The sequence below is a fragment of the Dyadobacter luticola genome (genome assembly GCF_005860805.1).
Lineage (GTDB): Bacteria > Bacteroidota > Bacteroidia > Cytophagales > Spirosomataceae > Dyadobacter > Dyadobacter luticola.
The window spans coordinates 103,313-116,012 of sequence record NZ_VCEJ01000008.1 but is presented as its reverse complement, the minus strand read 5'-3'; the positions used below and the strand labels follow the sequence as shown (position 1 = coordinate 116,012).

14 protein-coding genes are annotated in these 12,700 nt (G+C 46.0%); 1 reads left to right on the top strand and 13 read right to left on the bottom strand.

Annotated features, from left to right (window positions below):
• Positions 1-6 precede the first annotated feature (6 nt).
• The 12 genes from leuD to ilvD form a co-directional block, all read right to left on the bottom strand.
• The gene (gene leuD / locus FEN17_RS24295; RefSeq protein WP_138368014.1) at positions 7-603 is read right to left on the bottom strand and encodes a 3-isopropylmalate dehydratase small subunit; all 597 of its coding nucleotides are present in this window, start codon (positions 601-603) and stop codon (positions 7-9) included.
• A 13-nt stretch (positions 604-616) separates the two neighbouring features.
• Positions 617-2,029 (bottom strand): 3-isopropylmalate dehydratase large subunit, encoded by a 1,413-nt coding sequence (leuC, locus tag FEN17_RS24290; RefSeq protein WP_138368013.1) that lies wholly within the window; start codon positions 2,027-2,029, stop codon positions 617-619.
• A gap of 166 nt (positions 2,030-2,195) precedes the next feature.
• Positions 2,196-2,339 carry a hypothetical protein gene (locus tag FEN17_RS27540; RefSeq protein WP_205748185.1) on the bottom strand — a complete coding sequence of 48 codons (144 nt, stop codon included), beginning with the start codon at positions 2,337-2,339 and terminating at the stop codon, positions 2,196-2,198.
• Positions 2,340-2,484: 145 nt separating this feature from the next.
• On the bottom strand, positions 2,485-2,685 hold the full coding sequence (locus FEN17_RS24285) for a DUF2683 family protein (RefSeq protein ID WP_138368012.1): 201 nt from the start codon (positions 2,683-2,685) through the stop codon (positions 2,485-2,487).
• 57 nt (positions 2,686-2,742) lie between these two features.
• Positions 2,743-3,591 (bottom strand): AraC family transcriptional regulator, encoded by an 849-nt coding sequence (locus FEN17_RS24280; protein WP_138368011.1) that lies wholly within the window; start codon positions 3,589-3,591, stop codon positions 2,743-2,745.
• Between the two features lie 4 nt (positions 3,592-3,595).
• Positions 3,596-3,949, bottom strand: a complete 354-nt coding sequence (locus FEN17_RS24275) for a HepT-like ribonuclease domain-containing protein (RefSeq protein WP_138368010.1) — start codon at positions 3,947-3,949, stop codon at positions 3,596-3,598.
• The gene (locus FEN17_RS24270; RefSeq protein WP_229208978.1) at positions 3,930-4,238 is read right to left on the bottom strand and encodes a nucleotidyltransferase family protein; all 309 of its coding nucleotides are present in this window, start codon (positions 4,236-4,238) and stop codon (positions 3,930-3,932) included. The genes FEN17_RS24275 and FEN17_RS24270 overlap by 20 nt, the downstream gene beginning before the upstream one ends.
• Before the next feature lie 43 nt (positions 4,239-4,281).
• Entirely contained in the window at positions 4,282-5,538 is a 1,257-nt protein-coding gene (ilvA, locus tag FEN17_RS24265) for a threonine ammonia-lyase (protein ID WP_138368009.1), read from the bottom strand.
• Positions 5,539-5,626: 88 nt separating this feature from the next.
• A complete protein-coding gene (gene ilvC, locus FEN17_RS24260; RefSeq protein ID WP_138368008.1) occupies positions 5,627-6,673 on the bottom strand; it encodes a ketol-acid reductoisomerase in 1,047 nt (348 codons plus the stop codon).
• A 57-nt stretch (positions 6,674-6,730) separates the two neighbouring features.
• Positions 6,731-7,264, bottom strand: coding sequence for an acetolactate synthase small subunit (gene ilvN, locus FEN17_RS24255; RefSeq protein ID WP_138368007.1), 534 nt, complete (start codon positions 7,262-7,264; stop codon positions 6,731-6,733).
• A gap of 18 nt (positions 7,265-7,282) precedes the next feature.
• Positions 7,283-9,040, bottom strand: a complete 1,758-nt coding sequence (gene ilvB, locus FEN17_RS24250) for a biosynthetic-type acetolactate synthase large subunit (RefSeq protein WP_138368006.1) — start codon at positions 9,038-9,040, stop codon at positions 7,283-7,285.
• Positions 9,041-9,092: 52 nt separating this feature from the next.
• Complete coding sequence (gene ilvD / locus FEN17_RS24245; protein WP_138368005.1) at positions 9,093-10,775, bottom strand: dihydroxy-acid dehydratase; 1,683 nt, start codon at positions 10,773-10,775, stop codon at positions 9,093-9,095.
• A 200-nt stretch (positions 10,776-10,975) separates the two neighbouring features.
• On the opposite strand from ilvD, the gene murQ reads away from it, so the two are divergent.
• On the top strand, positions 10,976-11,779 hold the full coding sequence (gene murQ / locus FEN17_RS24240) for an N-acetylmuramic acid 6-phosphate etherase (protein WP_138368004.1): 804 nt from the start codon (positions 10,976-10,978) through the stop codon (positions 11,777-11,779).
• A 70-nt stretch (positions 11,780-11,849) separates the two neighbouring features.
• Here murQ and FEN17_RS24235 read toward each other — a convergent pair whose 3' ends face one another.
• Entirely contained in the window at positions 11,850-12,638 is a 789-nt protein-coding gene (locus FEN17_RS24235; RefSeq protein WP_138368003.1) for an NIPSNAP family protein, read from the bottom strand.
• Between the last annotated feature and the right edge of the window lie 62 nt (positions 12,639-12,700).

The window sequence follows — 12,700 nt, the reverse complement described above, 5'->3', positions numbered from 1 at the left end:
TCGCCGTCAATAAATCCTTTCTGTTTCAAACTCACTGATTTCTTGTTTCATCGCTTGCAGATAGTCGATATCATCGAAACCGTTCATCAGATTGTGTTTTTTGTAGCCATTGATATCGAAAGATTCGCTTTCGCCGGTCGCTACAATTTGAATGCTTTGCTCAGGAAGGTTTACTTCCAGCTCCGCATTCGGGTCAGCTTCAATCGCCTGGAAAATTTTATCCAGAAATTCAGGACTTACCTGAACTGGTAAAATACCGATGTTCAACGAGTTACCTTTAAAAATATCCGCAAAGAAACTGGAAACCACGCACCGGAAACCGTAATCGTAGATCGCCCAGGCAGCGTGCTCACGGCTTGATCCACTTCCGAAATTATGTCCGCCTACCAGGATTTTTCCAGAGTAGATCGGATTATTCAAAACGAAATCCTGCTTCGGTGTATCATCGCCATTGTACCGCCAGTCGCGGAAAAGGTTATCGCCAAAACCTTCCCTTTTTGTTGCTTTTAAAAAGCGCGCAGGGATAATTTGGTCAGTATCAACATTTTCGATCGGCAAAGGTACCGCCGAGCTTTTCAGTATGGTGAATTTATCGTATGCCATTTTGGGGGTCGGTTTAAGCTTCTTGTAACAATTCTCTTGGATCCGTAACTACGCCGGTCACCGCCGCAGCAGCCGCCACGAGCGGACTTGCCAGCAATGTCCGGGCGCCAGGTCCCTGGCGACCTTCAAAATTGCGGTTTGAAGTACTTACCGCATATTTTCCAGCCGGAATTTTATCATCATTCATCGCCAGACAAGCCGAACATCCCGGCTGACGCAGCTCAAAACCAGCTTCGGTAAGAATGTCAAGAATCCCCTCTTCCTTAATCTGCGCCTCAACAATGTGAGAACCCGGAACTACCCACGCAGTAACATTATCGGCCTTTTTGCGACCTTTCACAATAGATGCAAATGCGCGGAAATCTTCAATCCGGCCATTTGTGCAGCTACCAATAAAAACGTAATCTATTTTCTTGCCCAGCATGGATTCATTTTCATGAAAGCCCATGTAGTTCAGCGACTTGTCGTAAGTAGCTTTACCGCCTTCAACCTGATCCGAAGTTGGGATTGATTTTGAAATTCCCTGACCCATTCCCGGATTAGTACCATAAGTGATCATCGGCTCAATGTCCGCAGCATCGAAATGATATTCTTTATCAAAAACAGCGCCTTCGTCTGTTTTCAATGTCTTCCAGTAAGCCAGCGCCTTATCCCACTTCTCACCTTTTGGCGCCTGCTCGCGACCATTGATATAAGCAAAAGTTGTTTCATCAGGAGCGATCATACCACCGCGCGCACCCATTTCAATACTCATGTTGCAGACCGTCATCCGGCCCTCCATGCTCATATTTTCAAAAACATCGCCGGCATATTCTACAAAATAGCCAGTTGCTCCCGCGGTCGTCAGCTTCGAAATGATGTACAATGTAACATCCTTCGGTGTTACGCCGAGTCCGAGTTTTCCGTTTACATTCACCCGCATTTTCTTGGGTTTCGGCTGCATGATACATTGCGAAGAAAGTACCATTTCAACCTCGGAAGTACCTATACCAAAGGCAATTGCACCAAATGCACCATGTGTGGAAGTATGCGAATCACCGCAAACAATCGTCATGCCTGGAAGCGTAATCCCATTTTCAGGACCTACCACGTGCACAATCCCGTTTCTGGCGTGACCTAGTCCCCAGTGAGAAATACCATATTTCAAGGAATTGGTTTCCAATGCTTTAAGCTGATTTGCAGAAAGCGGATCGGCTACCGGAAGGTGCTGGTTAATGGTTGGCGTGTTATGGTCGGCAGTAGCGAATGTACGTTCAGGGTACATTACACCGATATTTCTGCTTTCCAGACCCAGGAATGCAACCGGGCTGGTCACCTCATGGATAAAATGACGGTCGATGAAAAATACATCCGGACCATCAGCAATTTTGCGGACAACGTGTGCGTCCCACACCTTGTCGAAAAGGGTACTTGCCTGATTACTCATTTGTTACAAATTAAAATTTCGCCACTTCGTCTTTCTCGAAAGGAAAGAACTGATATTACAAAGTACCACAAATTCAATCGAATCCGGATAACGGGAAAGGTTCAAAAAATAGTGTTTTTGGTTTGGATGGATGATTTGAGCGGAAATCTTTATCCAACCAACAAGATTATGATAGTAGTGGCTCCTGACGGTTGTCCCAGAAATAGAGAATGTTTACTTCGCTCCCGGATACTTCATAAAAGAAGGAGCAGTTTTTATTGATAAAACCCTTTCTGACTGTGGACCGCTCCTCAATCGCCTTGAAAATCAAGGGAGTTCTTTTAAGTGTCCTAAGTATGCGGATTCTTTAATTTCAAATTTCCGGGCTGCCACGATACCGAATTTGGCATTGATTTGGTCAAAAATGGCATCGAATGTATCAACTGCTGTGTGTGCAAGAATTACCTTATAAGTCATCAAATCGATCTTCTACGTTTTTCGAATTCTTCAAGCGCGATTGATTTACCAGACTTAATGTCTTCCTGACCATTTTGAATTCCCTTTAATACATGAGGCGGAAGCGATTCTTCTGTGTCAAATGGAATTTTTAAAGCTTCCAAAAAAGCTACTACCGCCTTTTGCTGTGACTTGTTCGGATAAACATGCAATGTTTCCATGATCAGAATTTTTAGCTCCTACAAATATAATAATTCCAGGCAGCCCACCTGTCAAAGCTACCCATGCTTCTTCGGCGTGGCCCCGTACCTTTCCTTATAAGTTTTTATAAAATGAGAAACGCTCTCATATCCGATCTCTGTACTAATTTCCGAAACATTCTTGGTACTGTTCCTCAGCAAAAAATCAGCGTATTCCAGTCTTTTATTCTTAAGCCAAAACGCGGGCGACGTATTGAATTCGTCCTGAAAATCTCTTTTAAATGCTGATAAACTTCGTCCCGACAAACGTGCCAGCTCATTCAATGTCAGCGGTTTGAGGTAGTAGCTGTTCATTAAAAACGGGAGATCCACCTTTTCTCCTTTATATAAGCTGTAAAGGATTGCGCGAAGTTGCTTTGAACCATCCAGTTCAAGCAAATGCAACAATAATTCCTGGAATTTCAGCCTCAGAAAGTGATTTTTAAGCTCAGTCCGCGATTTAAAATAGGGAAAAACCGATTGAATGAATTTCTCAAAGTTATCGTCCGACTTCAAGAGTAAAATCGGCTTTTCAAAAACGGTTTCTGACTTCTCAGGATTAAACAACTCAGGGTGCAGCCCAACAAATTCTTTAAGCAATTTCTCGTCAAAAAAGAAAACCAGGCTTTTATACGATTCATGAATGGATTCAGACATCAGATAAAAACCCCGCTGCACAAAAAGAATATCTCCTTTCTCTACATGCACTTCCTGCGTCGGGCTGGTAAATTTTTTCTCTCCTTCCAAAACCACAATCACCGCATGTTCCTCGAAAAAAACATCATATTTCGACGGATAAACTTCATTGCGATAGGCAACGAAAGTCATATCCTGAATTTTCAGGGATTCAAATTCGGAGGAGCTGATATCGGAGGGGACGCGTAGCATTGAGTCATGAAAAATTAGCTTCTTCGTTATCAATAATTTCGTCTATCCATTCTTTCGCTTGGGGAACGAGATTTTGAATGACTTGCCACAGAATCTGATAATCTACCTGAAAATATTGATGAATTAGGACATCCCTGAGCCCTGTCATTCCTCGCCAGTCGACTTCCTTATACTTGTAGCGTAATTCATCAGGGACCTTCTTGGCAGCTTCGCCAATAATTTCAAGACTCCTTTGATAAGCACGGTTAATCAAATCGTCATGCAAAAACTCTTCGAAAGTTATATTTTGGGAGTGCGTCGAGAGAAAATGAAGCTCTTTCTGGATATGTTTAAGAAACTCAATCTGCGAAGGAGACATATTCCAAGTCTTTTTTCGCTTCACTCTGCACGAATGAGGCCATTCCTTCCCAAGTCAACAAATCCACTTTTTTTTGAAATAATTCTTCCAATAAATCTGCCAGGTTCAACAAGTTGCGATAAGTTTTCATACCATCTTTGAACTCAACGACAATGTCGATATCGCTCGTTTCTTTTTGTTCACCGCGAGCAAACGAGCCAAAGAGACCCAAACGTTCCGCTCCTAGCTGTTGAATAGCAATCTTTTTTGTCCGAATCAATTCGTGCACTTGTCGTTTATCTTGAACCATAGTATGTATATGAGATTGAATTACAAGATAACAAATATCAAAATTAAACCATAAACTGAAACAAATCCGGCTGATCATTCAGATACTCATAAACGATCTTATTCGCATCCATCCGCTCGATTAAAGGCGCAAAATCCTCCCGGCTTTTCAGCTCAATTCCTACCAGCGCCGGGCCTTGTTCCTTGTTGGTTTTCTTCACGTATTCGAACCGCGCAATGTCGTCATTTGGGCCGAGTACATTCAAAAACTCACGAAATGCGCCGGAGCGTTGGGGGAAACGGATCACGAAATAATGTTTCAAACCCTCATAAAGCAGCGAGCGCTCTTTGATTTCTTCGGTGCGTGTAATGTCATTATTGCCGCCGCTGATCAATGCGACGACATTCTTACCCTTGATTTCGTCTTTGATCATATCCAGCGCAGCCACCGTCAATGCACCCGCCGGCTCTGCAACAATCGCTTCTTCATTATAAAGCTGCAAAATCGTAGAGCAAACTTTTCCCTCGGGCACCAGCAAAATAGCATTCAAACTCTTGCTGCAAACTTCAAAGGTCAGGTCACCTGCGCGGCGAACAGCGGCTCCGTCTACAAATTTGTCAATGTTATCCAATGTCACGACGTGACCTTCGGCGATGGATCGCTGCATCGTCGGCGAACCTTCCGGCTCGACGCCAATCAGCTGGGTTTTTGGAGATAGTTGCTTGAAAACCGTAGAAATGCCCGAAGCCAAACCGCCACCGCCGATCGCCATCAGCAGATAATCGATCTTAAAATCGACATCCTTAAAAATTTCCAGACCCACCGTTCCCTGTCCTTCAATCACTTGCAAATCGTCAAATGGATGCACAAAAACGGCATTGGTGACGGTTTGGTATTCCTTCGACGCGTAGTAAGCATCGTCGTAAGTATCTCCTACTAAATGCACCTCGATCCATTCTTTACCGAAAAGCCTCACCTGCTTGATCTTCTGCGCCGGCGTAGTCGTCGGCATGAAAATCGCGCCTTTTACTTCCATTTTCTGACAGGCATAAGCTACGCCCTGCGCATGGTTTCCGGCACTTGCACATACGATTCCACCAGCCAGCGCCTCGGCCGACATACTCGCCATTTTGTTATATGCACCACGAATTTTGTAGGAACGCACCGTCTGCAGGTCCTCGCGTTTCAGGTAAATGTTGGCCTGGTACTGCTCCGACAAATGTGCATTATATAAAACCGGCGTGTGATTAATCACGCCGCGAAGCCTCTCGGCCGCCAGAAAAATATTATCGAGAGTCGGGAGTGAATGTGCCGTTTCCATCGCATTTTAAATAAAAGAGCTTTGCAAAATAGCAAAGCTCCCATTTTTTTCCCGTTGGCTTAAGCCAACGGCAATTTCATTATCTATATTAGTTGCGTTCCGGGCGTAGACCGCGAACGGTTGAGCCAGCTTGCCACATTTCCGATTCGCGGAGTTCAGCCAATTCTTCTTCCAGTTTCACGCGGTAGTCAGGCTGTGAGTTGCGGGTAATGGAGATTTTAGCTTGCTCGCCTGATTTTACAGAGTTGTAAAGTTGTTCAAAAACCGGCTTTGTAGCGTCGCGGAAAGGTTTCCACCAATCTAATGCACCGCGCTGCGCAGTTGTAGAACAGTTGGCATACATCCAGTCCATACCGTTTTCAGCAACCAAAGGCATCAATGATTGCGTCAATTCTTCCACTGTTTCGTTGAATGCTTCTGATGGCGTATGTCCGTTTGAACGAAGTACTTCATACTGAGCAGCAAAGATTCCCTGGATTGCGCCCATCAATGTGCCACGCTCGCCGGTTAAGTCAGAAGTTACTTCACGGTAAAAATCCGTTTCGAACAAATAACCTGAACCAACGCCAATACCCATCGCGATACATTTTTCACGCGCTTTACCAGTTGCATCCTGGAACACTGCGAAAGAAGAGTTCAAGCCTTTTCCTTCTACAAACATGCGGCGAAGTGAAGTACCGGATCCTTTTGGAGCTACCAGGTACACATCCACATCAGCAGGAGGAATGATGCCGGTTTGATCCTTATATGTTACACCGAAACCGTGCGAGAAATACAGCGATTTTCCGGCAGTAAGGTGCTTTTTAACAGTCGGCCACAGTTCAATCTGAGCAGCGTCAGAAAGCAGGTAGCAAATGATCGTTCCTTTTGACAGGGCTTCTTCAATGTCGAAAAGCGTTTCGCCAGGCACCCAGCCGTCAGAAACAGCTTTGTCCCAGGACTTACCACCCTGGCGCTGACCTACGATCACATTGAAACCGTTGTCGCGCATGTTCAAGCTTTGGCCTGGGCCTTGTACGCCATAACCAATCACGGCAATGGTTTCAGTAGAAAGTACTTCACGCGCTTTTTCAAGAGGAAATTCTTCACGGGTTACTACTTCTTCTTCGACCCCGCCGAAATTTAATTGTGCCATTGATTATTGATTAAATTGATTTATTACGATTAAAGAATATGTGTTAAAGCTCTTCTTCTATTGATAATACTCCCACTCAGCCTCAGGCAGATAATCCACCAAAGTCTGCGGCGACTTACTTACTGCCACACGTCCCGACCGTACAAATTCCAGGATTTCATGCGGTTTGATATAATCAAAAAATTCAAAAATTTCCTCCTCGGTACCCGTTTTTTGAATAATCACATAGCTCAGGTGCCAATAAACAACCCACGCTTTGTATACTTTATTAATGGTTTCGATGTCAAGCGGTTTCGCACCGTATGGCGTCGAAACTTTAAACAATGCAATTTCATTATAAGCGATATCATTGTTCAGATATCCGAAAACGGCCAACACTTCAATCACCTTACGGATCTGGCGGACAAGCTTTTCAACTGCCTCGCGGGAATCGTGACGGATGACGATGGTGAACCTCGAAATGCCTTTGCGCTCGGTTTCGGAAACCGTCAGACTGTCAATGTTGATCCGGCGGCGCGTGAGGATGGTGGTAATCTTGTTAAGAATACCAATCGTATTTTCGGTAAAAACACAAATGGTGTATGTTGTCATAATTGCGCTGATTTCCTGTTATTCAAGTCTGATATCTGCTACACAAGCCCCGGTAGGAACCATCGGGAACACATTTTCCTCTTTTTCAACAATCACTTCAAGAAGGTAAGGCTTGTCCGAAGCCAGCATTTTATCCAGAGAAGCGTTCAAATCTTCCCTCGCCGAGCAGGTATGCCCGTCAATCCCGAAACCTTTTCCGATGGTGATAAAATCCGGGTTTTGAAGCTCCACAAAAGAGTATCGTTTCTGGTGGAAAAGCTGCTGCCACTGGCGCACCATTCCAAGGAAGTTGTTATTTAAAATAATGATCTTCACCGGCAAACCACTCTGCGCAATCGTGCCCAATTCCTGGATCGTCATCTGAAAGCATCCGTCGCCGATGAATGCAACTACCTCACGGTCAGGCGCGCCTACTTTGGCCCCAAATGCGGCAGGTAATGCAAAACCCATCGTTCCAAGACCGCCGGAAGTAATGAAGGAATTTGGTTTTTTAAACTGATAATAGCGCGCCGTCATCATTTGATGCTGGCCTACGTCTGCTAAAACAACCGCTTCACCATTTGTTTTATTGGAAAGCGTCCGGATTACCTCAGCCATTTTGATCTTATCCGTAGTCGGCGCGAGTTCTGGCTGCGTGATTTTCTCGTCTTCAATCGCATCAAACTTCTTAAACTCGGCGATCCAGCCTTTGTGATCACTTTCTTTCACGAGCGGAAGCAGCATTTCAAGCGCCAGTTTCGCATCGCCTACTACCGGTGCATCCGCTTTTACGATTTTATCTATTTCTGCCGGGTCAATTTCAATGTGGACAACCTTCGCCTGTTTCGCATAGCGACTTACATCGCCCGTCACGCGGTCATCAAACCGCATTCCGACCGCAATGATCAGGTCACATTGGTTGGTCAGCACATTGGTACCGTAGTTTCCGTGCATACCCAGCCAGCCCACATAATTCGGGTGGTCTACTGAAACCGATGAAAGCCCAAGTAATGTTGACGCCGCAGGAATGTCTGTTTTTTCAATGAATTGGATCAATTCATTTTCAGCCTTAGAAATCTGCACACCGTGGCCTACAAATAGGAAAGGCTTTTTCGCTTCGTTAATTAGCTTCGCAGCTGCCTCTACCTGCTCCACTTTCGGCGCAAGACGCGGACGGTAGCTGATCAGGTTTTCACATTTTTTGTAGGAAAACGATTTCGACATCAGCTCCTGCTGCGCATTCTTGGTAATGTCGATCAAAACGGGGCCCGGACGTCCCGATTTAGCTATATAAAATGCTTTGGCAATGATCTCAGGCACTTCGTCAGCGCGGGTGATCTGGTAATTCCATTTTGTAATCGGAATAGTGATACCGATCACATCTGTTTCCTGAAATGCGTCAGTACCAAGCAGATGCGCGCCCACCTGGCCCACAATGCAAACCATAGGAGTAGAGTCAATGATCGCATCGGCAATGCCAGTCACCAGGTTTGTAGCACCGGGTCCGGAAGTTACAAGACATACCCCAGGCCGACCTGTAATACGTGCAAAACCTTCCGCCGCATGTGCTGCACCTTGCTCGTGACGTACCAGAATGTGGTTAATTTCCTCCTGATAATCATAAATCGCATCGTACACCGGCATGATGGCGCCTCCGGGATATCCGAATATCGTCTCCACGCCCTCCGCAATCAGCGACCTGATCACCGCATGTGAACCATTCACCAGCTCCGGTTTCGCCACAACCGCAGGCTCCGCGATCTGCACTGCATCTGTCTGATTTTCATTGAATTCCATGACTCCTCTGTTTTAGTCCTTTGAATTTCTAATTCAATATTGGTATTCTTTTTTAAGCCTCGTCCGTCACGCAGCCTTCGCTGGCCGATTTTACGGTCCTGATATATCTTCCCAACATTCCTTTTGTAAAGCGTGGCGCTGGTTGTACCCAGGCTGCTTTACGGGTTGCCATTTCTTCGTCGGAAATGTGGAGGGTTAGCTGGCGGGTGTTGGCGTCGATGGAGATGCGGTCGCCGTCTTTTACAAGTGCGATCGGGCCGCCGTCGAATGCTTCCGGGGTAATGTGGCCCACTACGAAACCGTGAGTACCGCCTGAAAAACGTCCGTCGGTGATCAACGCAATTTTATCTCCCAAACCTGCACCCATCACAGCCGAAGTCGGTTTCAGCATTTCCGACATGCCCGGTCCGCCTTTTGGACCTGCATTACGGATTACCACCACGTGGCCTGGTTTGATCTCGTGTTTCGCCAGCATATCGATGATCTCCGATTCATGCTCACAAACTTTCGCCTCGCCGTCAAAGGTAAGCCCTTCCTTTCCAGTGATTTTCGCTACCGAGCCGGTTGGCGCCAGATTACCGTACAACACCTGAATGTGTCCGGTTACCTTGATCGGTGTTTCGATCGGGAACACAATTTTTTGTGTTTCAAAATTCAAATCAGGCGCTTCTGCCAGGTTTTCAGCTACTGTTTTACCGGTGACTGTGATGCAGTCGCCGTGGATGTAGCCTTTTTCGAAAAGATATTTCGTTACCGCTGGAACACCGCCGATTTCCAGCATGTCTTCCATAAAATATTTTCCGCTTGGTTTCAGATCCGCAATAAAAGGTACGCGGTCGGAAATCGCCTGAATGTCGTCCAAAGTCAGCGGAATATCAGCCGCACGTGCAATTGCAAGGTAATGCAGGGCTGCGTTGGTCGAGCCGCCGAGCGCCATCACCAGGGTTAATGCGTTTTCGAGCGACTTTTTGGTGATGATATCCTTCGGCGTAATGTTCAGTTCGAGCAGACGCTTCATTGCCGCACCGATCTTTTTACATTCTTCCTGCTTACCCTCGTGCGTCGCCGGGTAAGAGCTGCTGAAAGGCAGGCTCAATCCCATTGCCTCGATCGAGGAAGCCATTGTATTGGCCGTATACATCCCGCCACAAGCGCCCTGACCAGGGATCGAGTTCTGGATGATACCTTTATAGTCTTCGTCAGAAATATTATTCGCAAACTTCTTTCCCAGTGCTTCAAATGCCGAAACGATATCCAGTTTCTGACCTTTATAATGTCCAGAGCGGATTGTTCCTCCGTACACCATAATTGCAGGACGATCGAGACGGGCCATCGCCATAATGGCGCCGGGCATGTTTTTGTCACAACCTACCACGGCAATCACGCCATCGTACCACTGCGCCGCGACTACGGTTTCAATAGAATCGGCGATAATGTCACGGCTTGGCAGCGAGTAGCGCATACCATCATTACCATTGGTCATACCATCGGAAACCCCAATCGTATTGAAAATCAAACCCACCATTTCGTTGGCCTGCACACCTTGTTTCACATACACCGACAAACCATTAAGGTGCATATTGCATGGATTACCTTCATAACCGGTGCTGGCGATGCCGATTTGTGGTTTTATAAAATCTTCTTCTTTCAACCCAATGCCGTAAAGCATCGCCTGCGCTGCGGGGTTGGTAACTTCCTGGGTAAGGGTTTTCGAAAACTTATTTAATTCTGCCATGGTGAATGTAGCGTAACTAACAGGTCCAGCGAAATTTCGCTAATTTTTAATCTCTCTTGCAAATAAGAGAGCTATCTTTTTATTTTCCAAACATTCACGGCGTTTTTTGTGATAATTCTACGATTAATACCAAATTTGATCTAGGCAAACTACAATAAAAGGAAAAGGATTATTTTTGATTTGCACAAAACACCATTCAAATGCTAACAACCGAGTCGTCCTCACATTATAATGACCTTGAAAAAATGAGTGTCTCCGACATTCTGACTTCCATCAATCAGGAAGATCAGACTGTGCCGCAGGCGGTTAAGAAGTCAATCCCACAAATTGAAGAGTTGGTAAAGCAGATCGTGCCGCGCATGCAAAAAGGCGGCAGGCTGTTTTATATCGGCGCCGGGACCAGCGGCCGACTGGGCGTGGTAGATGCGTCGGAATGTCCGCCAACTTTTGGGGTACCTTTTGATCTGGTGGTCGGGATTATAGCAGGAGGAGACGGGGCGATCAGGAAAGCGGTGGAAAATGCGGAGGACGACGCACAGCAAGCGTGGATAGATTTGCAACCGTACCAGCCCAACGAAAACGATACGCTCGTCGGTATCGCAGCTTCGGGCCGGACACCCTATGTGATCGGTGGTTTGAATGAAGCGCAAAAAGCAGGTTTACTCACTGGCTGCGTAGTTTGTAATGATGGCTCGCCGGTTGCCAAAGCAGCAGAATTTCCGGTAGAAGTCGTGGTTGGCCCAGAGTTTCTGACTGGCAGCACCCGCATGAAAGCCGGGACTGCACAAAAACTGGTTTTAAATATGATCACCACTTCGGTAATGATCCGGCTGGGAAAAGTGAAGGGTAATAAAATGGTGGATATGCAGCTGACAAACGAAAAGCTGGTTGACCGGGCTTTGAGAATGATTATCGACGAGCTGAATGTGTCGCCCGAAGAGGCTCAATCGCTTTTGGACAAACATGGAAATGTGCGTGCAGCCATCACTGCGGCGCGTAAATAAGATTTTTTATATCAAAAAAAGACCCGGCGCACATTTCGAGCACCGGGTCTTTTTCGTTTTTTTTAAATGATCAGTAATCCGAATATTCGGCCGGATAAAGAAACAAAGTGACATTCTTCGAAACATTGTTTTGATACTCTGGCATTGTTTTCACTTTGCCCCACTCTGCATCGTCGGTGAAAGATTTCCAATGTGCATCACGTGAAGCTTTGTCCGAGAATGTGGTCATATACATCAGGTTCGGCATGGTTGCGCCCGAAATCACTTCGCCGTAAAATACCGCATTGAAACCCAGCCGATCGAAAATACCGATCTCATTTCCTGCATTGAACTGTTTCACTTTATTAACATGGATTTTCTCCGTGTGGCCCTCGTAGCTTCTCAGCTCATAAATCCGCTCACTTTTTGGCGTGGAGTAAGTCGGTTTTTTCATGACCGGTGCATTTTCGAAAGCACGTAAAACCGTCGATTGGATCCGCGCGTAGGGGGGATTCTTGTATTCCGCATCAATATAATCCTTGCCCGCAGACTGGTAAGCCGCATCTTTTTCCAGTGATTTTGGGATAGAAAGCAGCTGGTCCAGGGATTTCAAAGGAATCAAAACATAAACGAGCTTTCCGGCCGCGGTGTCGGACGCTACCGGCTTGAAAACCCCGATATCTTTGATCCCCGCCCGGTGCATGGCCGGAATGTAAGCGTCTTTCAGGTAATTATCGACCCGCGTTTCCTGGTCTTTGCTAGTCAAATGATACAGCTTGATCTGGTAGAACTGTTTTTTCGGAGCAGCGGCGAATGAATGCAATGTGACCAGACAAATCGCAAGTGCGAGGATCCAGTTTCTTCTAAAATTGAATGTCATAGAAATGGTTAAAAAAAATAAGCGAATTGTACTGGTAAAGACCAAATACAACCCGCTCTACC

Excerpts from the sequence above, each read along its gene's own strand:
- leuC (WP_138368013.1), bottom strand. The coding sequence starts at position 2,029 with ATGAGTAATCAGGCAAGTACCCTTTTCGACAAGGTGTGGGACGCACAC.
- ilvB (WP_138368006.1), bottom strand. The coding sequence starts at position 9,040 with ATGGAATTCAATGAAAATCAGACAGATGCAGTGCAGATCGCGGAGCCT.
- leuD (WP_138368014.1), bottom strand. The coding sequence starts at position 603 with ATGGCATACGATAAATTCACCATACTGAAAAGCTCGGCGGTACCTTTG.
- FEN17_RS24270 (WP_229208978.1), bottom strand. The coding sequence starts at position 4,238 with ATGGTTCAAGATAAACGACAAGTGCACGAATTGATTCGGACAAAAAAG.
- ilvN (WP_138368007.1), bottom strand. The coding sequence starts at position 7,264 with ATGACAACATACACCATTTGTGTTTTTACCGAAAATACGATTGGTATT.
- ilvC (WP_138368008.1), bottom strand. The coding sequence starts at position 6,673 with ATGGCACAATTAAATTTCGGCGGGGTCGAAGAAGAAGTAGTAACCCGT.
- FEN17_RS24275 (WP_138368010.1), bottom strand. The coding sequence starts at position 3,949 with ATGTCTCCTTCGCAGATTGAGTTTCTTAAACATATCCAGAAAGAGCTT.
- FEN17_RS24285 (WP_138368012.1), bottom strand. The coding sequence starts at position 2,685 with ATGGAAACATTGCATGTTTATCCGAACAAGTCACAGCAAAAGGCGGTA.
- ilvA (WP_138368009.1), bottom strand. The coding sequence starts at position 5,538 with ATGGAAACGGCACATTCACTCCCGACTCTCGATAATATTTTTCTGGCG.
- FEN17_RS24280 (WP_138368011.1), bottom strand. The coding sequence starts at position 3,591 with ATGCTACGCGTCCCCTCCGATATCAGCTCCTCCGAATTTGAATCCCTG.
- murQ (WP_138368004.1), top strand. The coding sequence starts at position 10,976 with ATGCTAACAACCGAGTCGTCCTCACATTATAATGACCTTGAAAAAATG.
- ilvD (WP_138368005.1), bottom strand. The coding sequence starts at position 10,775 with ATGGCAGAATTAAATAAGTTTTCGAAAACCCTTACCCAGGAAGTTACC.
- FEN17_RS24235 (WP_138368003.1), bottom strand. The coding sequence starts at position 12,638 with ATGACATTCAATTTTAGAAGAAACTGGATCCTCGCACTTGCGATTTGT.